The organism is Microbispora sp. CL1-1, from assembly GCF_012034195.1.
GTDB lineage: Bacteria > Actinomycetota > Actinomycetes > Streptosporangiales > Streptosporangiaceae > Microbispora.
On record NZ_JAATEK010000044.1, the window covers coordinates 23,184 to 43,779 of the forward strand.

Genomic DNA, 20,596 nt, shown 5'->3' on the forward strand with positions numbered 1-20,596 from the left:
TCAGGCCGGGGGTTCGAGCACGAGGTCGGGCCGCGGCCGCACCCCGCTCTGGTCCGTGCCGGCCAGCAGGTTCGCCACCGGCCCGCGTCCGGGCAGCACCGCCGCCGGATCGGCCTGTGCCCACGGAACCAGCACGAACGCCCGCTCGTGCGCCCGAGGGTGCGGGAGCGTGAGCTCGGGGTCGTCCGACGTGAGGTCGCCGACCGTGATGAGGTCCACGTCGAGCGTGCGCGGGCCCCACCGCTCCCTGCGCTCGCGGCCGAACGCGTTCTCCACGCTGTGCGCGCGGTCGAGCAGCGTACGGGGGTCGAGCAGGCTCTCGGCGACGACGACCGCGTTGAGGTAGGGACCCTGCTCGGGGCCGCCGACCGGATCGGTCTCGTAGACCGGCGACACCGCCACGCACGTGAGCCCGGGGGCGTCGAACAGCGAGTCGACGGCTCCCTGGAGGTTTTCCATACGGCGGCCGAGGTTGCTGCCGAGCGCGATCACGACCCTCATGCGCGGCCCCTTCTGATCGTCACCACCACGTCGCCGAACGGCAGCGGGATGGGCGCCGCCGGTTTGTGCACGCTGACCTCTACCTCCTCGACCAGTTCGTGGGCCAGGCAGGCCGCCGCCAGCCGCTCTGCGAGGGTTTCGATGAGGTTGACCGGCTCGCCCTCCACGATGCGGACGAGCTCCGTCGCCAGCGCCCCGTAGTCCACGGTGAGCGTGAGGTCGTCGGCCGCCGCCGCCGGAGCGGTGTCGAACGACAGGGCCACGTCGATCACGAACTCCTGGCCCAGCTCGCGCTCCGCGGGCAGGCAGCCGTGCCTGCCGCGGGCCCGCAGGCCCACCAGCCGCACGGTGTCCCGACCGGTCGCCGCCCGCGCCGTCACTGCTCCTGGTCCTCCTCGTCGTCGTCGCTCTGCAGCACCGGTGAGCCGTGGTAGAGCCACAGCCGCCAGCCGGTCCCGGTGCGCACATAGGTGCTGGAGGCGACGACCCGGCCCGCCGCGAAGCCCGGCTCGTCGGTGTCGGCGGCCGTGAGGATGTTCTCCGCGCAGGTGATCACGGCGACGTCCCCGATCACGGCCGTCTGCACGTCGGTCAGCACGAACTGGATGTACGGCGTGTTCGCCATGATGAGCGCCCAGGAGCGCAGCACCTCCGACCGCCCGGTCAGCATGGGCCAGCCGGGGTGGACGCACATGGCAGGTCGCCCCGGGACGTCCTCGATCCAGATCTCCGACATCCTGTCGAGGTCGCCGCTCTCGATGGCGTTGTAGAACGCCTCGTTGAGCTCCTCGATGTCCTTCATCGGCGTCCCTGTCGGCATCTCGTCACCGGCCCTCGTCGGCATGTCGTACGGCTGCTGCCCCCCACGCGGCGGCCACCCGCACCGCGTCGGCGTTCGGCCGCACCCGGTGCACCCGGACGCACCACGCGCCGGCCTGCGCCGCGAGCGCGGTGACGGCGAGTGTGGCGTCGTCGCTGCCGTCGAACGGCCGGGGCTCGCCGTCCGGCCCCGCCAGCAGGCGGCCGAGGAAGCGCTTCCTCGACGCCCCGATCAGCAACGGGCGGCCGAGGCCGTTCAGCTCGCCGATGCCGGCCAGCAGCGCCCAGTTGTGCTCGGCGTTCTTGGAGAACCCGAGGCCGGGGTCGAGCACGATCTGCTCCTCCCGCACGCCCTCGGCCAGCACGGAGTCGACCCGCTTGCGCAGCTCCTCCGCCACCTCGGTCACGACGTCGCCGTAGATGGCCCGGCTGTCCATGTCGCGGCTGTGCCCACGCCAGTGCATCACGACGTACGGCACGCCGGTCGCGGCCACCACCCGGGGCATCACCGGGTCGGCCAGCCCGCCGCTCACGTCGTTGACGAGCTTCGCCCCCGCCGCGACGGCCGCCTCGGCCACCTCCGCGCGCATGGTGTCGACGCTGACCGTCACGCCCTCCTCGGTGAGCGCGCGGATCACCGGCTCGACGCGGCGCAGCTCCTCTTCGAGGGACACCCGCGCCGCGCCCGGGCGGGTGGACTCCCCGCCCACGTCGACGATGTCGGCGCCCTCGGCCACCAGGTCGAGGCCGTGCCTGATCGCCACGTCGGGGTCGAACCACTGCCCGCCGTCCGAGAACGAGTCGGGGGTGACATTGACCACGCCCATGACCAGACAGCGCCCAGAGTCGGGCATACCGGGCACACTTGCTGCGGTCATGGGGTCAAGACTAGTGCCCCGGGACTCGTTGCCTGCCGGGCAGGAGCGGTGTCCCAATCGGCCGTCGTCCGCGCTCAGCCGCGCAGGATCAGCGACATGGCCTCGGCCCTGGTCGCCTCGCTGGAACGGAAGTCACCCCGGACGGCCGACGTGATCGTCTTGGCGCCGGGCTTGCGCACGCCGCGCATGGTCATGCACATGTGCTCGGCCTCGATGACGACGATCACGCCGCGCGGCTCGAGCACCTGCATCAGGCCGTCGGCGATCTGGGAGGTCATCCGCTCCTGCACCTGCGGCCTGCGGGCGTAGACGTCCACCAGCCTGGCCAGCTTGGACAGGCCGGTGATGCGCCCCTTCTCGTTGGGGGTGTAGCCGATGTGGGCCACGCCGTGGAACGGGAGCAGATGGTGCTCGCAGGTGGACATCACCTCGATGTCCTTGACGAGCACCATCTCGTCGTGGTCCGCGTCGAACATCGTGGTCAGCGCGTCTTCGGGCCGCTGGCCCAGGCCGGCGAACTGCTCGGCGAACGCGCGGGCCACGCGGGCCGGGGTGTCCCGGAGCCCGTCGCGATCGGGGTCCTCCCCGATCGCGAACAGGATCTCCCGGACCGCCTTCTCGATCCGGTCGTGGTCGAAGCCGGAGGGCGGCCCCGCCATGGGTTCGGCCATGGATCAGGCCTCGTCCCGCTGCGTCGACTGGTCGTTGACCCACGGAGTGGAGCTGCTCCCGCCCGCGGGCAGCGCCGAGCCGTTGCCGTTCGCGCGCTCCTTGGGCGTGATGACCGGAGGACGGTCGGACGGCAGACGCTTGCCGTAGCCGGCGTACGAGGGACGCTTCTCCTTCTGCACGACCGGCGAGAAGATCTCGAGGACCTGCTCGCGGGAGAGCGTCTCCTTCTCCATCAGTTCGAGCACGAGGTTGTCGAGCACGTCGCGGTATTGGACCAGGATCTCCCACGCCTGGTCGTGCGCGCTCTCGATGAGGCGGCGGACCTCCTCGTCGATCGCCGAGGCGATCTGCTCGGAGTAGTCGCGCTCGTGGCCCATCTCACGGCCGAGGAAGACCTCACCGTTGCCGCTGCCGAACTTGCGGGCGCCGAGCCGCTCGCTCATGCCGTATTCGGTGACCATGCGGCGGGCGATCGAGGTCGCCTTCTCGATGTCGTTGGACGCGCCGGTGGTGGGCTCGTGGAAGACGAGCTCCTCCGCGGTGCGGCCGCCGAGCAGCATGGCGAGCTGGTCCATCATCTCGGACCGGGTCGCGAGGAACTTGTCCTCCATCGGCAGCGTCATCGTGTAACCGAGCGCGCGGCCTCGGGACAGGATCGTGATCTTGTGGACCGGGTCGGAGTTGGGCAGCGCGTGCGCCACCAGGGCGTGGCCGCCCTCGTGGTAGGCGATGATCTTCTTCTCCTGGTCCGACATGACCCGGGACTTGCGCTCGGGACCGGCCATCACGCGGTCGATCGACTCTTCGAGCGTGTTCATCGTGATGAGCTTCTGGTCCTGCCGGGCGGTCAGCAGGGCCGCCTCGTTGATCACGTTCGCGAGGTCGGCGCCGGTGAAGCCGGGCGTCCTGCGGGCGATCACGTCGAGGTCGACGTCCTGCGCGAACGGCTTGCCGCGGCCGTGGACGCGCAGGATGCCCTTGCGGCCCTCCAGGTCGGGCCGGTCGATGACGACCTGCCGGTCGAAGCGGCCGGGGCGCAGCAGCGCGGGGTCGAGGATGTCGGGGCGGTTGGTCGCGGCGATGAGGATCACGCCGCCCTTGACGTCGAAGCCGTCCATCTCGACGAGGAGCTGGTTGAGGGTCTGCTCGCGCTCGTCGTGGCCGCCGCCGAGGCCCGCGCCGCGGTGCCGGCCGACGGCGTCGATCTCGTCGATGAAGATGATCGCCGGGGCGTTCGCCTTGGCCTGCTCGAACAGGTCGCGGACGCGGGAGGCGCCGACGCCGACGAACATCTCGACGAAGTCGGAACCGGAGATCGAGTAGAACGGCACGCCCGCCTCACCCGCGACGGCGCGGGCGAGCAGGGTCTTGCCGGTGCCGGGCGGGCCGTACAGCAGCACGCCCTTGGGGATCTTGGCGCCGATCGCCTGGAACTTGGCCGGGGCCTGGAGGAACTCCTTGATCTCCTGGAGCTCCTCGATGGCCTCGTCGGCCCCCGCGACGTCGGCGAAGGTCGTCTTCGGGGTGTCCTTGGTGATCAGCTTCGCTCGCGACTTCCCGAAGTTCATCACCCGGGAGCCGCCGCCCTGCATCTGGTTCATGATGAACAGGAAGATCAGGACGATGATGATGATCGGCAGGAAGCTGACGAGCAGGCTGACGAGGAAGTTCTCCTTCGCCACGTCGACGGTCCAGCCCTGGGGGGGCTTGGCCTGCTCGAGCGCCTGCGTGAGCTGGACGCCCTGACCCTCGACCCACAGCGCCTGGATGCGGTCGGTCGACTTGTTCCCGACCTCGATGGGCCGGTTGAGCGTCAGCTCGACGCGCTGGTCCTTGTCGACCACGGTCGCGCTCTTGACATTGCCCTGCTGGATCTGCTGGACGACCGTCGAAGTGTCGGCGGTGGTGTAGTTGCCGCCGCCCCCGAACATCGTGGTGACGAGCAGGAGAAGCAATACGATGCCCAGGATCCACAGCAGTGGGCCACGTGTAAATCGCTTGAGATCCATCCGTTGCGGAACCCCGGCGGGCCCGTCCCTTCCTGACCAAGGCCTGCCCCGGGAAACCCCGGGGTCGCGGCATCCCTTACCGCTCCTTCTGGCTACCGCGGGGCGGCCGACCGGCCCCTCCCACGGATATCCGAAGGTACACCCGGCAGCCGCGTCGGGTAACTGCCCGAGCGGCTCCGGCTTTGCCTTTCCAACGTACGTCAGCCAAGCCCGTGTTCCCCGACCTGGCGCCCAATAACGCCTGATTCGAGGGTCACTTCGCTAAGGGCTTACTCCCCTCCGTACACATGAGGCGCAAGAGTCCCGATGAACGGCAGGTTGCGATACCGCTCGGCGTAATCGAGCCCATACCCGATGACGAACTCGTTGGGGATGTCAAAACCGACGTAACGGACGTCCAACTCGACCTTCACCGCGTCCGGCTTGCGCAGCAGCGTGCAGATCTCCACGGACGCCGGGTTACGCGACTTCAGGTTGTTCATCAACCACGAGAGAGTCAAGCCGGAATCGATGATGTCCTCGACCACGAGCACGTGCCGACCGGCGATGTCGGTGTCGAGGTCCTTCAGCACCCGCACAACACCGGACGACACGGTCCCCGCGCCGTACGAGGAAACGGCCATCCAGTCCATCTGCACGGGCACATGCAGCGCGCGGGCGAGATCGGCCATGACCATGACCGCGCCCTTGAGCACGCCGACGATCAACAGTTCATTGCCGGCGTAGTCGGCGTCGATCTGCCCCGCCAGTTCCCTGATCTTCTCCTGCAGCTCCTGCTCCGAGATGAGGACTTTGGAGAGATCCCTGCCCATGTCTGCTGCGTCCACCTGGGGTTTTCCTTACGCGAGCGAGAGTTTGTCCACGGCGAACACAAGGGTGCCATAGCGCCTGACCACCCCCACCCCCCCGGGTAGGTCCACCCCCTTCTGCCCGTGCCAGCCGGTCACCAGCCGCTCGACCGCCTCGATGTGCACGGCCGCGAGCGCGGCGGCGTTCGCACCGGCCTCCACGGCCGCCCGCTGGATGACCCGCCGCCGCACCGCCCCCGGCACGTCCGCCAGCACGGAGACGTCCAGCTCCCCCGCCGGGCCCCGCGACTTCGTGTGGACGGCGTCCGCCCACGCGTCCAGGGCGTCGGCGTCGTCCCTGCACAGCCGGGCCGTACGGGCCAGCGCCTCGGCGATCCCCGGCCCCAGCGCCGCCTCCAGCGCCGGGAGGGCGTCGTGCCGCACCCGCACCCTGGTGTACGCCGGATCGTCGTTGTGAGGGTCGTCCCACGGGCGCAGGCCGAGCGCGTCGCACGCCTGCCTGGTGCGCGCCCGGCCGAGCCCCAGCAGGGGCCGCCGGTAGATCCCCGAGACCTCCGCCATGCCGGACAGCGACCGCGTGCCGCTGCCTCGGGCCAGCCGCAGCAGCACGGTCTCCGCCTGGTCGTCGCGCGTGTGGCCGAGCAGGACCGCGGCGGCGCCCAGCCGGTCGGCCGCCTCGGACAGCGCGGCGTAGCGGGCGTCGCGCGCCGCGGCCTCCGGGCCTCCTGCCGTGCCGACCGTGACGGTCAGCACCTCGGCCGGGCCGAGGCCGAGCGTGGGCGCGAGCCGTACGACGTCACGGGCCCGGCCGGCCGAGCCCTCCTGCAGGCCGTGGTCGACGGTGAGCAGCCCGGCGCGCAGGCCGAGGCGCGGGGCCGCGAAGCCGGCGGCCGCCGCCAGCGCCAGCGAGTCGGCGCCGCCGCTGCAGGCCACCAGGACGAGCGCACCGGACGGCTCCCGCGACTTCCGCGACTCCCGGGAGGCGGCGAGATCCGCGAGCGACAGCCGTACGGCGCGGCGGACGTCGGCGACGGCGGGATGCGGGCCCATGCGGCCATTCTGGCCGCCCCGGGCGGGCATGGGGAAACGCCCGTCCGGCGGGAACGGATGAGCGGGCGCGATCAGGCGATGGTCAGGCGGAGCCGGGTGGGTCCGCCCCGGGCGCGCGCCGGGTGAATCCGGCCCCAGGCGGTGGTCAGGTGGGGCCGGGCAGGCGCGATCAGGCGATGGTCAGGCCGGGCCGGGCCGGGCCGCCCCGGGCGCGCGCCGGGTTGATCCGCCTCAGGCGGTGGTCAGGACGCGGGACATCCAGGCGTGCGGGTCGGTGATCTCCTCGCGGTCGGGCAGGGTCTCCGGCGAGGTCCAGACCTTGTTGAACGACTCCATGCCGGCCTCGTCCACGACGGTGCGGACGAAGTGGGAGCCCTCGGCATACTGCTTCATCTTCAGCTCGATGCCGAGCAGACGGCGTACGAGCTGGTCGAAGCGCGAGCCGCCCTCGCGGCGGCGCTGGAACTTGGCGCGGATCTCGGCGACCGACGGCACGACGGACGGGCCCACCGCGTCCATGACGTAGTCGCCGTGCCCCTCCACCAGCGTCATCACGGCGGTCACACGGTCGAGCACGGCCTTCTGCTCGGGCGTCTGGATGGCCTCGATCAGGTTGCCCTCACCACCCCGGAAGGCGTCGGCGACCGCGTCGGAGGCGGCGCGCAGGCGCTCCAGCAGGGTCGTCAGGTCCATCTCGGACGCGAGGAGGAACTCGGTCATCTGACCGCGGACGTACTCCCGCAGCCAGGGGACGCCGGTGAACTGCACCCGGTGGGTCTCCTCATGGAGGCACACCCACAGGCGGAAGTCACGGGGATCGACGCCCAGCTCGCGCTCGGCGTGCACGATGTTGGGCGCCACCAGCGTCAGGCGGCCGGTCGGGGCGTTGCCCGAGGGGTCGGGCGGGAGGAACAGCTCATACTGCCCGAGCACCCGGGAGGCGAGGAAGGCCAGCACCGCGCCGACCTCCAGCCCGGTGATACGCGAGCCGACCGCGCCGACGACCGCCGGCATGTTCGACATCTTCTGCGTCAGCGGCTCCAGCACCACCCGGAAACCGTCCACGTTCGCACGGATCCACCCGGGACGGTCGACCACGGTCGCCGCCTCGGGCGTCGCCGAGTCGATGCGGGTGAACTCCCGCACGTGCCCCTCGGCGTCCCGCGACAGCCTCCGCAGTTCGAGGACCGCCTGCCTGGCCTCCTCGCGGCTCACCTGAGGGCCGGGCCGCACAAGGCGGACCCCGGTCGCGACGGCCAGATCCCAGTCGATCACCTGCATACCCACCACCGTACGTTCTCCGACTTCTCACCGCGCATGCAGGCGCGTGAGGGGCGCGGCCGTGTTCTGGACTGAGGAGCGCGCGCAGCGAGGAACGAGCGAGCACGCACCGAGGGAAGCGCCCACTGCGCGCCTCCGGCACGACCCCACGGCCTGGAAGCGCCCCGAGCCGCGCGAGCGGAGCGAGTGCAATCCAACACAGTTGCTAGCTCTGGGAGACGATCGTGGCCATTTTGTCGAGGGCGGTGATCGCCTCCGGGGGGTTGGCCACTTGGTCGGCCATGAACGCGAAGGTCAGCAACCGGCCCTCTGATGTGTACGCGATGCCCGCCAGGGTGTTCACCCCGTTCAAAGTGCCCGTCTTCGCGCGCACCAATCCGGCGCCGGCCTTCGTATCGGACTTCGAATATCGATCGTGGAGAGTTCCGGTGAAATGCGCGACCGGCAGGCCGCTGATCAGCGAATGCAGCTCCGGATGGGCGGGGGACGCCGCCACGGACAGGATGTGGGCGAGGGCCGTCGGCGTGATCCTGTTCCTGGTGGACAGCCCGCTGCCGTCGTGGACCTCCACACCGCCGCCCACGCCGAGGCGGGTGAGCACGCGCCCGACCGCCGTGGGCACGCCCTGGAAGGTGTGCGGGAGGCCCTCCTTGATGGCGGCCTGACGGGCGAGCGCCTCGGCGAGGTCGTTGTCGCTGTGGGTGAGCATCCGCTCGACGAGCGCGTAGATCGGGCCGGACTCCACCCGGGCCAGCTCCTGCGCGGTGGGCGCCGCCTTCGCGGAGTCGACATCCTTGCCCACCTTGATGCCGTTCTTCCTGAGCAGCGTGGCGAACGCGTCGGCGGTGGCCTGGGCCGGGTCCGGATAGCGGGCGCCGTTGGCGGCCCGGCCCTCGTCCATCATGAGCGCGGACACCGGGGCGACGCTGCCCTCCGGGATGTACGTCGGCTTCCAGCCCGGCGCCGTCCGCGGCCCGTTGAACAGGGACGCGTCGTACGACAGGTCAACCGAGGTGACCTTGGCCGCCTTGAGGGCCTTGGCCGTGCTCGACGCCAGCCGGGCGAGCGACGCCGGGCGCGGGTAGGTCTTCTCCTGCTCGGCGGCGCTCGTACGCGGACCGGCGAGGGTCGGGTCGCCGCCGCCGACCAGGACGATCGACCCCGCGGAGGCCCCCCGTACGACCCGGGTGGCCAGGCGGGCGTCCGGTCCCACCGTGGCCAGCACCGTCAGCCCGGTGACGAGCTTGGTGGTCGAGGCCGGGGTGATGGCGGTGCCCGAGCGGCCGTCGAAGATCGGCGTTCCCGTCGCGACGTCGAGCACGATCCCGGCCACGCTGCCGCCGAGGGCGGGGTCACCCATCGCAGCGGTGAGCCGGGTGGTCAAAGTACCCTTGGCGGGGAGAGCCCCGTCCCCCGCCGCGGCCAGAACCGGACCCGCGGTCACCAGGGGGATCGGGGTCGGCTTCGGGGACGCGACCGGAGCCGGGGTCCTGTCGGCGTCATGGGTGATCCAATAAGTGCCCGCGAGGACGACGAAGATCTGCAGCAGGGCGAGGGTGGCCACCACCATCCACCGCTCACGTCGCACCACAACGCCCTCATTTCGCGCCGACCTTGACCACGCCTACGAGACATTAACGCCAGCCCGGGAGACCGGGGACTCATGCGGAGGAACGAGTGGAGTTCGACGTTGTCGTTGAGATCCCCAAGGGACAACGGAACAAGTACGAGGTTGACCACAAGACCGGCCGCATACGTCTGGACCGCCTGCTTTTCACGTCTACCCAGTACCCCGCCGACTACGGGTTCATCGAGAACACCCTCGGTGAGGACGGAGACCCGCTCGACGCGCTGGTCCTGCTCCAGGAGCCGACTTTCCCGGGTTGCCTGATCCGCTGCCGCGCTGTCGGAATGTTCCGGATGACCGATGAGAAGGGCGGCGACGACAAGGTCCTGTGCGTTCCCGCGACCGATCCCCGGATGGAGCACATCCGTGACATCCACCACGTCGCGGAGTTCGACCGGCTGGAGATCCAGCACTTCTTCGAGGTCTACAAGGACCTGGAGCCCGGCAAGTCGGTCGAGGGCGCCAACTGGGTGGGCCGCACCGAGGCCGAGGCCGAGATCGTCGCCAGCATCCAGCGCTTCCAGGAGACCGAGCACCACGACGAGGAGCACTAGGTCAGCCGGGCCTGGTGGCGCCGACCAGATCGTGGCGCCAGATGGGCGAGATGCGCACCACGTCCCCCGTCTGGGGGGCGTGGACCATCATGCCGCGCCCGATGTAGATGCCCACATGATGGATGTCGCCGGGATTCTTGCTCAACCGGCCGTAGAAGATGAGGTCTCCGGTGCGCAGATCCTTGAGCGGGACGTGCCGTCCCGACGTCCACTGCGTGCCGGTCCAGTGATCGAGTGAGACCCCGGCCCGCTGCCAGGCCCGCATCGTCAGCCCCGAGCAGTCGAACCCGGACGGGCCTGCGGCGGCCCACACATACGGCTTGCCGATCTGTTTGAGCGCCCATTGGGCGGCCATCTCGCCGGGTCCCGACCCGAGCCGCCCGGCCCAGGCCGGCGGTTTCAGACTTCTGCGTGCGGGGAGCGCCGTCCGCCGCGCCACGTGCCGGGCCTTGGCCCTCGCCTCTTTCAGCTCGTCGACGCGGTCGCGCGCGGCTTCCAGGCGCTTGGAGATCTCCGCTTTCTCCTGCTCGATCTTCTTGGTCTGTTCGAGCTGTTCTTCGACGGCCCGCTGTGCCGCGTCCCTCGCCTGTCGCACCTCTTCGGCGCTCTGCGACTGCTCGGAGTAGGCACGGGCCGCCTGTTCTCGGAGGATCTCGAAGACCTGTTGCGCGTCTTTCAGCCGTTGCAGCGAAGCGGCCTGCTCGTCGCCGAGCTGCGTCAGCACGCTGGCTCTTCGCAGGAAGCCGTTCACGTCGCCGATGCCGCCGAGCATGGCCGCGGCGGATGGTGACAGCCGCAGCGTGCCGTACCCCTCGGCCACCCTCGCCGCCACCTCTCCGCGCAGCCGCGCGACCTGGTCGGCCGCCTGGCGGACCCGCCGCGCCGACTGCTCGTATGTGGCCTGCGCCTGCTCAAGCTGGACGAGCTGCCCGTTGTACGCCTCCACGAGCCGCTCGGCCTCGGTGTTCAGCGCCTCACGGCGGGCCTGCGCGGCGGCGAGATCGGCCTCTGCCTTGCCCAGTTCCTTCGCGCGCTCCTGCACCTGCTGCCGCGCCTTGGCGACGTCCTTCGCCGACGGTTTCGGATCGGCTCCCGCCGGTGCTCCGAAGGTCAGGACGAGACTTGACCCGAGCCCGGCGACCAGCCCCGATGCTCTGAGGAGTGGCAATTCCTTCCCCTTCCCTGCTCCACTCCCCTCACTTCCCGGCGACTACTCTCCGTACACATTTAAGTTACGCCCAGTAATCAACCTATGCGGTAGATCGTCCCGTTTAGGCGGGGAAAGCCTTTCGGGGTCCTCCGGGCCCTCCCGTCCCTGGGATGCTGGAGGCGTCACGCCGCTCCGTCGCGCGTTCGGAGCCGCCGTCCCGGGCGCCTCCGGGCAGAGCCGGCGGGGAGCCGCCGTCCCGGCCGGGGCGAGCGGGAGCCGGACCGTCGCGGTGCGAGCCGCCCCGGACGGGGCCACGGGGCTTGGACCGCGGCGAGCCGTCCTGCCTGACGCGCGGCGTCTTCCCGCCGCTCGGCGTCTTTGTGCCGCCTCCGGCGGCTTGTGCCTTACCGCCGCCCGGCGTCTTCGCGCCACCCGGTGCTTTTCCGCCGCCTGGCGTCTTCGCGCCACCTGCGGCGGCCGGTGCCTTCACGCTCGCGGGGTTCCGTGGCCTTCCGGCCGGGAAGCCCTGCGCACCGGCTCCGGCCGCGTGCGCCACTGGCCGGCCGCCGTGTCCGATCCGCCACGGCGGTACGGAGGAGGGCCCGCGGTGGTGAGCGGAGAGCTTGCGGGAGGGCACGGACGTCGGCGGCCAATTTATGGGCGTACGGGGATGATGCTGGTGGTCATGCCAGGGCGGGCGGTGTCCGGGCCAGTGCGCGGGAGGTGGTCCGCCCCTGGGCGGCCACCCCGGGCGGGGTCCGCCGGGGCCGTGCCCACCAGAGCCCGGCCAACCGGAACCGGGCCAACCCGAGCCGCCAGGGGTCGGGCCGGTGCCCGGAGTGCCGGGGGTGACGGGGGTGACGGGCGTGATGGTGGGCTCGGGCGTCGGGCCGGACGGCGAGACGCCCGAGCCCTGCGAGGACGACGTCGCGGGATGCGCGGACGGCTGCCCGTGCGGCGCGGGCCGGTGCGGCCGGTTGGCCGAGGGCGGCACAGGGGCGGGCAGCGGCGCCGGGCGCGGCAGGGCGACCGGCCGCGCGGGAGGTACGGGCGCGACCGGCTCGGCCAGACCCGGGGAGACCGAAGGCACAGGCGAGCCCTCGTCGGCCCCGTCTGCCTCGGTCCCGTCGGCCCCGCCGGTCCCGTCGGCCCCGGTCCCGCCGGTCTCGTCGGCCTCGCCCGGCGACCCCTCGGGAGAGGCGGCACCGGACGGGCCGGCCGACGCCTCCATCGGGGGAAGCCGGAGCGGGCCGATCGTGTCGGCGGCCTGCTCGCGCAGGTCACCGGCGAACTGGGCGAACACGAGCGCGATCGTCGCCACCGCCGCCAGTGCGGCCACGGCCCCCGCCACCGCCTGCGCCAGCCTGCCCTCGCGACGGCCGGCTCTCGGGAAGCCCGCGGCGTTGAGCCTGCCGACGCGCTTGGCGACGTACCGCCGATAGGGGACGAGCTCGGGGTCGATGAAGCTGCTGAGCACCCGCACCCGCAGGGTCTCGGGCAGGGCGATCTGCGGGAGCAGGCCGAACACCTTGGCCGGGGAGATCTGCCGGACGCGCTGGCGCGCGCAGGTCTCGCACCGCGCCAGATGCCGCAGGAGCTGGGCCCGCGTCTGCGGGGTGAGCTCTCCCGTGAACCCCGCGAGGATGGCGGAGGCCCGCGCGCAGTCGTGGGTGGCACGCCGGGCCAGCAGCTCGACGGTCACCGTCTCGCGCAGGCGTTCGGTGGCCGCGTCGAGGAGCCCCTCGGCGTACCGCTCGCCGGCGCCGAGCACGGCGGCCAGGTCCCGGCCCGCCAGACCGTGCCGGGTCACGAGTTCGAGCACCTCCCGGTCTTCGACCGACAGCGCGCCCACGGCGCTGCTCGCGACCAGGCGCAGGTCGGCCTCGGCCCCCTCGGCGGTGACGCCGGGGAAGGGCACGGTCACGATGGGGATCGGCCCGGTGTCGGGGCCGTCCTCCTCCGCGTCCGGCGTACGGCGGCGCATGCACTCGCCGCGGGCCAGGGCGTACAGCCAGGGACGGAACCTGTCCGGGTCGGCCAGCGAGCCGACAAGGGCCTCCGCGGCGATCAGCGTGTCGCGCAACGCGACCTGGGCGGCGTCGGGCCCGGCCAGCAAGGTGCGGCAATATCGGTAGAGATTGCCCGCATATGTGTCATAAAGGGCGGCCAGCGCTCCCGGATCCCGGGCCTGCAACGCCTCGACCAGGACGCCATCATTCATATAACTGAGAGTAAATGCTCAGTAACTCCCCGCTCCACCCATTCTTGCGAAGTGGCGCTCCTACATCGTCAGCTTTTACACTCCGCTATCCCGTTAATTTGCTGGAGTTCGCCGTTTTATTTCACGACTAATCGCGAAAAATCCGGCCCATGGCACAAGACGCCGTACGGGCGTCTGTCACTCCCGCACAACCATGCCCGCCTCGGCGCAGCCGCGGGTGAGCGCGTCGAGGCCGAAGGCGTCCACCGGGCCCAGGGCGCCGGTGCCGTGCACCCCCTCGGCCAGCGCCGTCGTCGCCGCCCACGCCAGCACACCGGCCGTGAACTCGTACGGATCGCCGCCCGCCAGATGGACGGCGGCCAGGCGGCGGCCTGCCGCGTCGTACGCCTCGGCCACGATGTGCGATGACACGCCCACCGCCGCAGGCGCCGCGCTCCCGCCCGTACGGAGCACCCGATCGGCCAGCGCGTCGGTCGCCCGCCGGACCCCCGGCAGCGCGGCGATGACGGGCGTGGCCTTGGCCAGCACGCCCGCGACCCTGGTGAGCCCACCCAGCCAGCCGAGATAGACGTTCACCTCGCGCAGGCCGGGATGAGCGGGCGGCAGCGTGAAGTGCTCGGAGGCCCCGATGGCCAGGCCGTGCCGCACACGGCCGTCCACCAGGAACTTGCGGGTGCGGCCATACTCGGGGACGATCCGGCCCTCGCGGAAGCCGTACATCGGTTCGAGGACCATTCCCAGCGCGGAGGCGCGCGTGCCGGCGCTGGCACGCCGCGCCGTGCCGCTGCCCTCCACGAAGTAGCCGACGTCCACGCGGACGGCTCCCGATCCGGCCTTGCGCAGGGCCAGAGACGCGGCGAGGTTGCCGGGCACGTAGTCGTACCCGAAGGCGGTGACCAGGGCCGCGCCCCGGGCCGCCGCGGCGGGGCCGTACCGCTGGAAGATCCGCTTGACGAACGTGGGCTCTCCGGCGGTGTCGAGGTAGACCGCGCCCGCCTCGGTCGCGGCGGCGACCGCGGCCTCCCCCCACCGGACGAACGGGCCGACGGTCGAGATCAGCACGTCACCCGGGCTGACGATCCTGCGTACGGACTCGGGGCGGCCCACGTCGGCGATCGCGATGGGCAGTCCCCCACCCAGCGCGTCGGCGAGGGCGGCGAGCCGCGTCTGGTCCCGGCCGGCCAGCAGCGGCCTGGCCCCGCGCGCGGCGAGCGCCTCGGCGGTGAGCCTGCCGGTGAAGCCGGTGGCTCCGAACAGCACGATCCTCGGGGTGGCCATCCCGCTACGGTAACCCGCCCGTCCTGTCAAGATCGTCAGTGGGCCGCTCACTGGCGCCGGTCGTTGGGCGGCGGATATCCACGGTCCTTGTCGAACGGCTCCGTCGTCGGCGGGATCGTGTGCAGCGAGACGGCTCCCGCCTGCGCCAGGTCCTCGTATGTCTTGGCGGTCGAGCCCCAGGTCGTGGCCTGCACGTCGGTCGCGCCGGCCGTTCCGCGCACGCCATCCACGGTGATGACGAACCTGCGCTTGCCCCCCGGCCGCACGTCGTCCACGTAGGACGTGGCCCCGCCGACGAGCTTGCCCGCCGCGTCACGCAGCAGGGCCGTGACGGCGAGGGCGGCGGCGGGCTTGCGGAACGGGTTCACCACGTAGCCGGTGACGAGATAGGACCCGTTCGTCAGCTTGTCGGTGCGGACGTCCGAGATCGGGAACTTGAGGAACGCCGACGGGGCGCGCGGGATGGACCGCCACGAGGCGGGGCGATAGTCGATCTTCACGCGGACCGGCTGGGCGGAGCTCGGGGCCTGACCGCTGAAGGCCAGCGGGCGGCCGGGCGGCACGGCGTCCAGCGGCTGCTCCAGGTGGACGACCTCCTTGCCGGCGGCGTCCACGGCCGTGATCACGGCGACGGCGTTCTCCCCGAAGTGCCAGCGGTTGGGGTTGCTCAGCACCCCCGCCCAGGTCACCGCATATCCGGCCCCCGAGCGTACGATCGAGGACACCTGCTCCTTGAGGGCCAGCGGTCGCGGGCCCTCCTGCTTGTTCTCCCTCGCGCACGACGCCATCGCCAATGCGGCGAGGGCGAGTGCGACGGTCATGTGGCAACGTCGCGTCACTTAGCCGTCATAACCGCTGAATGGGACGCCACCTCCGGGACACGCGCACTCCCGCCGCTATCTTTACCGGCCGTCTATCGCGGGCGGACCACGCCTGTCTCGCCCGGCCATGCCTCTTTTCCCGGAAGGCGGAAGTATGGAGACGGGGACATACCGGAGGGAGGAGGACACGGTGGATCTCGGGGAGCTGGGGTCGTTCCTGAGGTCGCGCAGAGACCGGCTTCGTCCGGAGGCCGTCGGCCTGCCGGGCGGCAGCCGGCGACGGGTGCCCGGCCTGCGCAGGGACGAGGTGGCGGAGCTGGCGAGCCTGTCCGCCGACTACTACACCGAGCTGGAGCAGGGGCGCGGCCAGACCCCGTCCGAGCCGGTCCTGTGCGCCCTGGCCCGCGCGCTGCGCCTGGCCCCGGACGAGACCGCCCACCTGTTCCACCTGACGGGCCATCCGGCGCCGTTCGGGGCGGAGCCCGTGCAGATGCAGGCGGCGCTACAGCAGCTCATGATGCGGCTCGACGACACCCCCGCCATGGTGATCACCGACATCCACGAGGTGGTAGTGCAGAACCACGCCGCGCAGGTCCTCGTCGGCCCGCAGGCGGGGCCGACCGGGATCAGGGCCAGCTTCCTCTATCACTGGTTCACCGACCCGGCCACCCGCGACCTCTATCCCGCGGACGACCACGACTACCACTCCCGGCTGCTCGTCTCCGATCTGCGCGCCGCGGTCGCGCGTCGTGGCCCGGCGGACGCCGTCAGCCGCGCGCTGGTCGGCCACCTGCTGGACGTCAGCGAGGAGTTCGCCGGGCTGTGGCGGGCGCACGAGGTCAAGGTGCGCCACGAGGAGTACAAGCGCGTGGTGAATCCGGTGCTCGGGACCCTCAAGGTGACGTGCAACAGCATCGTCACCGCCGACGCCGCCCAGCGGCTGCTCTGGTTCGTCCCCGACGACGCCGGTGTCGTGCCGAGGCTGCACGAGCTCGACCCCGCCGACGTCTGGCGCGACACGCCCGGGCCGGCGTTCGGGCTGGTCAGAGGCCGGGATTGAGGCTGGGGCCGAGGCTCGGATTGAGGCCAGTGGTCGAGGCCGGGGTCGAGGCCGGGGGAAGCCGGGGTCGTGTCGAGGCTGGGGTTGAGCACCCCTGGCTGTCCCGGAGCAGGCACAGCACGCTGGTCAAGGCGGCGCGGGGGCGTCGGCCGCGACAGACGGAGGAAACCATGCGTGCAGCACTCGCCACCGGGGCCGGCGCCCCGTTGTCCCTGGTCGAACGTGAGATCCCGGAGCCGGGCCCGGGCGAGGTCCTGATCAGGGTCACCGCCTGCGGCCTGTGTTTCACCGACCTCAACCTGCTTCGCGGGCACTACCCGTTCGCCCGCTTCCCGGTCGTTCCCGGCCACGAGATCACCGGCACGGTCGCGGCGCTCGGCAGCGGCGTCACCGGACTGTCCGTGGGCGACGCGGTCGGGGCCCAGTTCCTGTACGACTCCTGTGGTCACTGTGACTACTGCGTGTCCGGCGACCAGATCCTCTGCCCGGCCAAGCGCATCACCGGCATCACGAACGACGGCGGCTACGCCGAATACGGCCTGTTCAAGAGCGGATATGTGACCCCGCTCCCGGCCGGGCTCGACCCGGTGGCCGCGGCGCCGCTGATGTGCGCGGGCCTCACCGCGTTCAACGGCCTGCGCCGGGCCGGTGCCACGGCGAACTCCCGGGTGGCGGTCATCGGCGCCGGCGGCATCGGCGCCCTCGCCGTCCGGTACGCCGTCGCGATGGGCGCCCGGGTCGCCGTGATCGGCCGCTCGGCCGAGGGCGAGGCGGCCGCCAAGGAGCTCGGCGCGGAGACGTACGTGGCGAGCCGCGACACCGACCCCGCCGCCGCACTCAAGGCGTGGGGCGGCGGCGCGGACGTCATCCTGAACGCCGCCCCCTCCAACGAGGCCGCCTCCGCCGTCCTCACCGGGCTCGCCCCGGACGGCACGCTGGTGCTCTGCGGCTACGACAACACGCCGCTCACCCTCAGCGCCCAGCCGATGGTGCTCAACCGGCTGCACGTCATGGCGTCCCCGTCCGGATCGCCCCACGATCTGCGCGACACGCTGGCCTTCTCCGCCCGGCACGGCATCCTGCCCGCGGTCACGCCGATCGGCCTCGACGGAGCCCCGGAGGCTCTCGACGCCATGGGCAGCGGGTCCGGCGGCGGCCGCCGCGTCATCACGTTCGCCTGACTCGTGTTCGCCTGACTCCAAGGAACACCGATGAGCAAGACCATTCTGATCACCGGTGCGAGCTCCGGCTTCGGCGCGCTGTCCGCGCGCGCCCTGGCCCGCGCCGGGCACACCGTGTACGCCGCCATGCGCGCCACCACCGGGCGCAACGCCCCTCGCGTCGCCGAGGCGGCCGAATTCGCCAAGGAGCACGGCGTCGACCTCCGTACGGTCGAGCTGGACGTGCTCTCGCAGGAGTCGGTGGACGCCGCGGTCGCGACCGTCCTGGCCGAGGCGGGCGCCATCGACGTGGTCGTCCACAACGCCGGCCACATGGTGCTCGGCCCCACCGAGGCGTTCACCCCCGAGGAGCTCGCCGCCGTCTACGACACGAACGTGCTGGGCAGCCAGCGGCTCAACCGGGCGGTCCTGCCGCACATGCGCGAGCGGGGGCACGGCCTGCTGCTGTGGATCGGCTCCAGCTCCACCAGGGGCGGCACCCCGCCCTACCTCGCGCCGTACTTCGCCGCCAAGGCCGCGGCCGACGCCTTGGCGGTGTCGTACGCGGCCGAGCTGGCCCGCTTCGGCATCGAGACCACGATCGTCGTCCCCGGCGCGTTCACCTCGGGCACCAACCACTTCGCCAACGCCGGACACCCGGCCGAGCAGGCGGTGATCGCGGCCTACGACGAGCGGTACGGCGCGCTCATGGAGCAGGTGGGCGAGCGGCTGGCCGCGCTGCAGCCGCCCGGCGCCGACGCCTCACTGGTCGCCGACGCCGTCGTCCAGGTCGTGGACACCCCGCACGGCACGCGGCCCTTCCGGGTGCACGTGGATCCGGTGGACGACGGGTCGGCCGAGGTGAGCGAGGTCGCCGACCGCGTCCGCGCCCGTTTCCTCACCCGCATCGGGCTGGCGGACCTGCTGCACCCTGTCTGATCTTCTTCCGCGCCTGACCTTCTCCGGCGCCTGATCTTCTCCGGCGCCTGACCTTCTCCGGCTCGGCTATCGGGGGCGGACCACGCGCGTCTCGTCCCAGACCGGCTCGGGCGACTCGTACACCCGCCCGTCGGAGCCGAAGACCATATAGCGGTCGAAATCGGCCGCGAACCAGCGGTCGTGCGTCACCGCCAGCACCGTGCCCTCGAAAGCGTCCAGGCCCTGTTGCAGGGCCTCGGCGCTGGCGAGGTCGAGGTTGTCGGTCGGCTCGTCGAGCAGCAGCAGCGTCGCGCCCGACAGTTCGAGCAGCAGGATCTGCAGGCGGGCCTGCTGACCGCCCGACAGCGTCTCGAACCGCTGCTCGGCGACCCGCCCGGCGAGCTCGTAGCGGGCCAGGGCCTTCATCGCCTCGTTCTTCAGCCGGGCGTGCTCGGTCATGACGATCTCGCAGGGCGTACGGCCGAGCAGCTCGGGCCGGGCGTGGGTCTGGGCGAAGTGCCCGGGGACGACCCGCGCGCCGAGCCTGACCGTGCCGGTGTGGCGCACGTCCTCCCCGGCCAGCAGCCGCAGGAAGTGCGACTTGCCCGAGCCGTTCGAGCCCAGCACGGCGACCCGCTCGCCGTACCAGACCTCCAGATCGAAGGGCTTCATCAGCCCGGTCAGCTCCAGGCTCTCGCAGATCACGGCTCGTTTGCCCGTACGGCCGCCGCGCAGCCGCATGCTGATGACCTGGTCCTTCGGCGCGAGCTCCGGCGGCCCCGCCTCCTCGAACCGGCGCAGCCGGGTCTGCGCGGCGTGGTAGGCCGGGGCCATGCCGTCGTTGTATGTGGCCTTCTGCTTGAGCATGACCACCAGGCGCTTGAGCTTGGCGTGCTCCTCGTCCCAGCGCCTGCGCAGCTCGTCGAGCCGCTCGTTGCGCTCCCGCCGCGCCTCGGCGTACGTCGCGAAGCCGCCGCCGTGGATCCAGACGTTGCCGGACTCGACCGTGACGATCCGGTCGGCGGCGTTGGCGAGCAGCTGCCGGTCGTGGGAGACCAGCAGCACGGTCTTGGGCGTCTCGCGCAGCGCCGTCTCCAGCCACACCTTGCCCGGCACGTCGAGGTAGTTGTCGGGCTCGTCGAGCAGCAGCACCTGGTCGGGCCCGCGCAGCAGGGCCTCCAGCACCAGCCTCTTCTGCTCACCGCCCGACAGCGTGGCGACCTCGCGATACTTCACCCTGTCGTACGGCGTGCCGAGGGCGGCCATCGTGCAGGCGTCCCAGAGCACCTCGATGTCGTAGCCCCCGGCGTCGGTGTAGTCGGTGATCGCCTGGGCGTACCGCATCTGGGTCTTCTCGTCGTCCCGCTCCATCATCGCCAGCTCGGCGGCGTCGAGCCGTTCGGCCGCCGTCCTGACCCGTTGCGGCGCGACGCTGAGCAGCAGGTCCTGCACCGTGCGGCCGTCCCGGATGTTGCCGACGAACTGCCGCATCACGCCGAGCCCGCCCGAATGGGCCACCGTGCCCTCGACCGGCTGGAGATCGCCCGCGATCATCCGCAGCAGGGTCGTCTTGCCCGCGCCGTTCGGCCCGACCAGGGCCGCCTTGACGCCCTCCCCCACACGGAACGACACGTCGTTCAGGAGCGTCCTGCCGTCTGGCAGCACATGTGTCAGATGCCCGACCTCGACGTGTCCCACAGCGGCGTTCCCTTCTCGCTCCTGGCGCAGGCTACTTGCCGGGTTCACGATCGGCATCCCAATTCCTCGGCGGCGGCTTCGAGCTGAGTG

At 71.6% G+C, this 20,596-nt stretch carries 19 protein-coding genes; 4 read left to right on the forward strand and 15 right to left on the reverse strand.

All coding sequences use genetic code 11. The features are described 5' to 3' along the window. From folK to dacB, 10 genes are all read right to left on the reverse strand, one after another. Window positions 1–501, reverse strand: coding sequence for a 2-amino-4-hydroxy-6-hydroxymethyldihydropteridine diphosphokinase (folK, locus tag HCK04_RS33795; protein ID WP_142651419.1), 501 nt, complete (start codon window positions 499–501; stop codon window positions 1–3). Next, complete coding sequence (gene folB / locus HCK04_RS33800) at window positions 498–881, reverse strand: dihydroneopterin aldolase (protein WP_142651420.1); 384 nt, start codon at window positions 879–881, stop codon at window positions 498–500. The genes folK and folB overlap by 4 nt, the downstream gene beginning before the upstream one ends. Then, window positions 878–1,345, reverse strand: coding sequence for a nuclear transport factor 2 family protein (locus HCK04_RS33805; protein ID WP_240972074.1), 468 nt, complete (start codon window positions 1,343–1,345; stop codon window positions 878–880). Before HCK04_RS33805 ends, folB begins: the two co-directional genes overlap by 4 nt. Further along, a complete protein-coding gene (gene folP, locus HCK04_RS33810) occupies window positions 1,326–2,198 on the reverse strand; it encodes a dihydropteroate synthase (protein ID WP_142651421.1) in 873 nt (290 codons plus the stop codon). The genes HCK04_RS33805 and folP overlap by 20 nt, the downstream gene beginning before the upstream one ends. 74 nt (window positions 2,199–2,272) lie before the next feature. Next, window positions 2,273–2,869: a GTP cyclohydrolase I FolE gene (gene folE, locus HCK04_RS33815; protein WP_142651422.1), complete on the reverse strand. Its 597-nt coding sequence runs from the start codon at window positions 2,867–2,869 to the stop codon at window positions 2,273–2,275. Window positions 2,870–2,872: 3 nt separating this feature from the next. After that, on the reverse strand, window positions 2,873–4,879 hold the full coding sequence (gene ftsH, locus HCK04_RS33820) for an ATP-dependent zinc metalloprotease FtsH (protein ID WP_142651423.1): 2,007 nt from the start codon (window positions 4,877–4,879) through the stop codon (window positions 2,873–2,875). A 269-nt stretch (window positions 4,880–5,148) separates the two neighbouring features. Then, complete coding sequence (gene hpt, locus HCK04_RS33825) at window positions 5,149–5,706, reverse strand: hypoxanthine phosphoribosyltransferase (RefSeq protein ID WP_221890016.1); 558 nt, start codon at window positions 5,704–5,706, stop codon at window positions 5,149–5,151. 12 nt (window positions 5,707–5,718) lie between these two features. Continuing rightward, a complete protein-coding gene (tilS, locus tag HCK04_RS33830; protein ID WP_142651424.1) occupies window positions 5,719–6,738 on the reverse strand; it encodes a tRNA lysidine(34) synthetase TilS in 1,020 nt (339 codons plus the stop codon). Window positions 6,739–6,969: 231 nt separating this feature from the next. After that, a complete protein-coding gene (locus HCK04_RS33835; protein WP_185949083.1) occupies window positions 6,970–8,019 on the reverse strand; it encodes a zinc-dependent metalloprotease in 1,050 nt (349 codons plus the stop codon). Window positions 8,020–8,224: 205 nt separating this feature from the next. Continuing rightward, window positions 8,225–9,610, reverse strand: coding sequence for a D-alanyl-D-alanine carboxypeptidase/D-alanyl-D-alanine-endopeptidase (gene dacB, locus HCK04_RS33840; protein WP_260617505.1), 1,386 nt, complete (start codon window positions 9,608–9,610; stop codon window positions 8,225–8,227). A gap of 86 nt (window positions 9,611–9,696) precedes the next feature. Here dacB and HCK04_RS33845 point away from each other — a divergent pair, with 86 nt between their 5' ends. After that, complete coding sequence (locus HCK04_RS33845) at window positions 9,697–10,200, forward strand: inorganic diphosphatase (RefSeq protein ID WP_142651425.1); 504 nt, start codon at window positions 9,697–9,699, stop codon at window positions 10,198–10,200. 1 nt (window position 10,201) lies between these two features. On the opposite strand, the gene HCK04_RS33850 is transcribed toward HCK04_RS33845, so the two are convergent. The 4 genes from HCK04_RS33850 to HCK04_RS33865 all read right to left on the reverse strand — a co-directional run bounded on the left by HCK04_RS33850 (window position 10,202) and on the right by HCK04_RS33865 (window position 15,670). Then, a complete protein-coding gene (locus tag HCK04_RS33850) occupies window positions 10,202–11,368 on the reverse strand; it encodes a C40 family peptidase (RefSeq protein ID WP_142651426.1) in 1,167 nt (388 codons plus the stop codon). A 103-nt stretch (window positions 11,369–11,471) separates the two neighbouring features. Then, on the reverse strand, window positions 11,472–13,571 hold the full coding sequence (locus HCK04_RS33855; RefSeq protein ID WP_142651427.1) for a hypothetical protein: 2,100 nt from the start codon (window positions 13,569–13,571) through the stop codon (window positions 11,472–11,474). 177 nt (window positions 13,572–13,748) lie between these two features. Continuing rightward, window positions 13,749–14,849 (reverse strand): saccharopine dehydrogenase NADP-binding domain-containing protein, encoded by a 1,101-nt coding sequence (locus tag HCK04_RS33860; protein WP_142651428.1) that lies wholly within the window; start codon window positions 14,847–14,849, stop codon window positions 13,749–13,751. A 47-nt stretch (window positions 14,850–14,896) separates the two neighbouring features. Further along, window positions 14,897–15,670 carry an FxLYD domain-containing protein gene (locus HCK04_RS33865; protein ID WP_142651429.1) on the reverse strand — a complete coding sequence of 258 codons (774 nt, stop codon included), beginning with the start codon at window positions 15,668–15,670 and terminating at the stop codon, window positions 14,897–14,899. Window positions 15,671–15,824: 154 nt separating this feature from the next. Here HCK04_RS33865 and HCK04_RS33870 point away from each other — a divergent pair, with 154 nt between their 5' ends. From HCK04_RS33870 to HCK04_RS33880, 3 genes are all read left to right on the forward strand, one after another. After that, a complete protein-coding gene (locus HCK04_RS33870) occupies window positions 15,825–16,730 on the forward strand; it encodes a helix-turn-helix transcriptional regulator (protein WP_168066496.1) in 906 nt (301 codons plus the stop codon). A 170-nt stretch (window positions 16,731–16,900) separates the two neighbouring features. After that, window positions 16,901–17,911 carry an alcohol dehydrogenase catalytic domain-containing protein gene (locus HCK04_RS33875; RefSeq protein ID WP_142651431.1) on the forward strand — a complete coding sequence of 337 codons (1,011 nt, stop codon included), beginning with the start codon at window positions 16,901–16,903 and terminating at the stop codon, window positions 17,909–17,911. A 30-nt stretch (window positions 17,912–17,941) separates the two neighbouring features. Next, on the forward strand, window positions 17,942–18,829 hold the full coding sequence (locus tag HCK04_RS33880) for an SDR family NAD(P)-dependent oxidoreductase (protein WP_142651432.1): 888 nt from the start codon (window positions 17,942–17,944) through the stop codon (window positions 18,827–18,829). Between the two features lie 66 nt (window positions 18,830–18,895). Here the strand turns inward: HCK04_RS33880 and HCK04_RS33885 are convergent, their stop codons facing one another. Then, the gene (locus HCK04_RS33885) at window positions 18,896–20,506 is read right to left on the reverse strand and encodes an ATP-binding cassette domain-containing protein (RefSeq protein WP_142651433.1); all 1,611 of its coding nucleotides are present in this window, start codon (window positions 20,504–20,506) and stop codon (window positions 18,896–18,898) included. Window positions 20,507–20,596 lie beyond the last annotated feature (90 nt).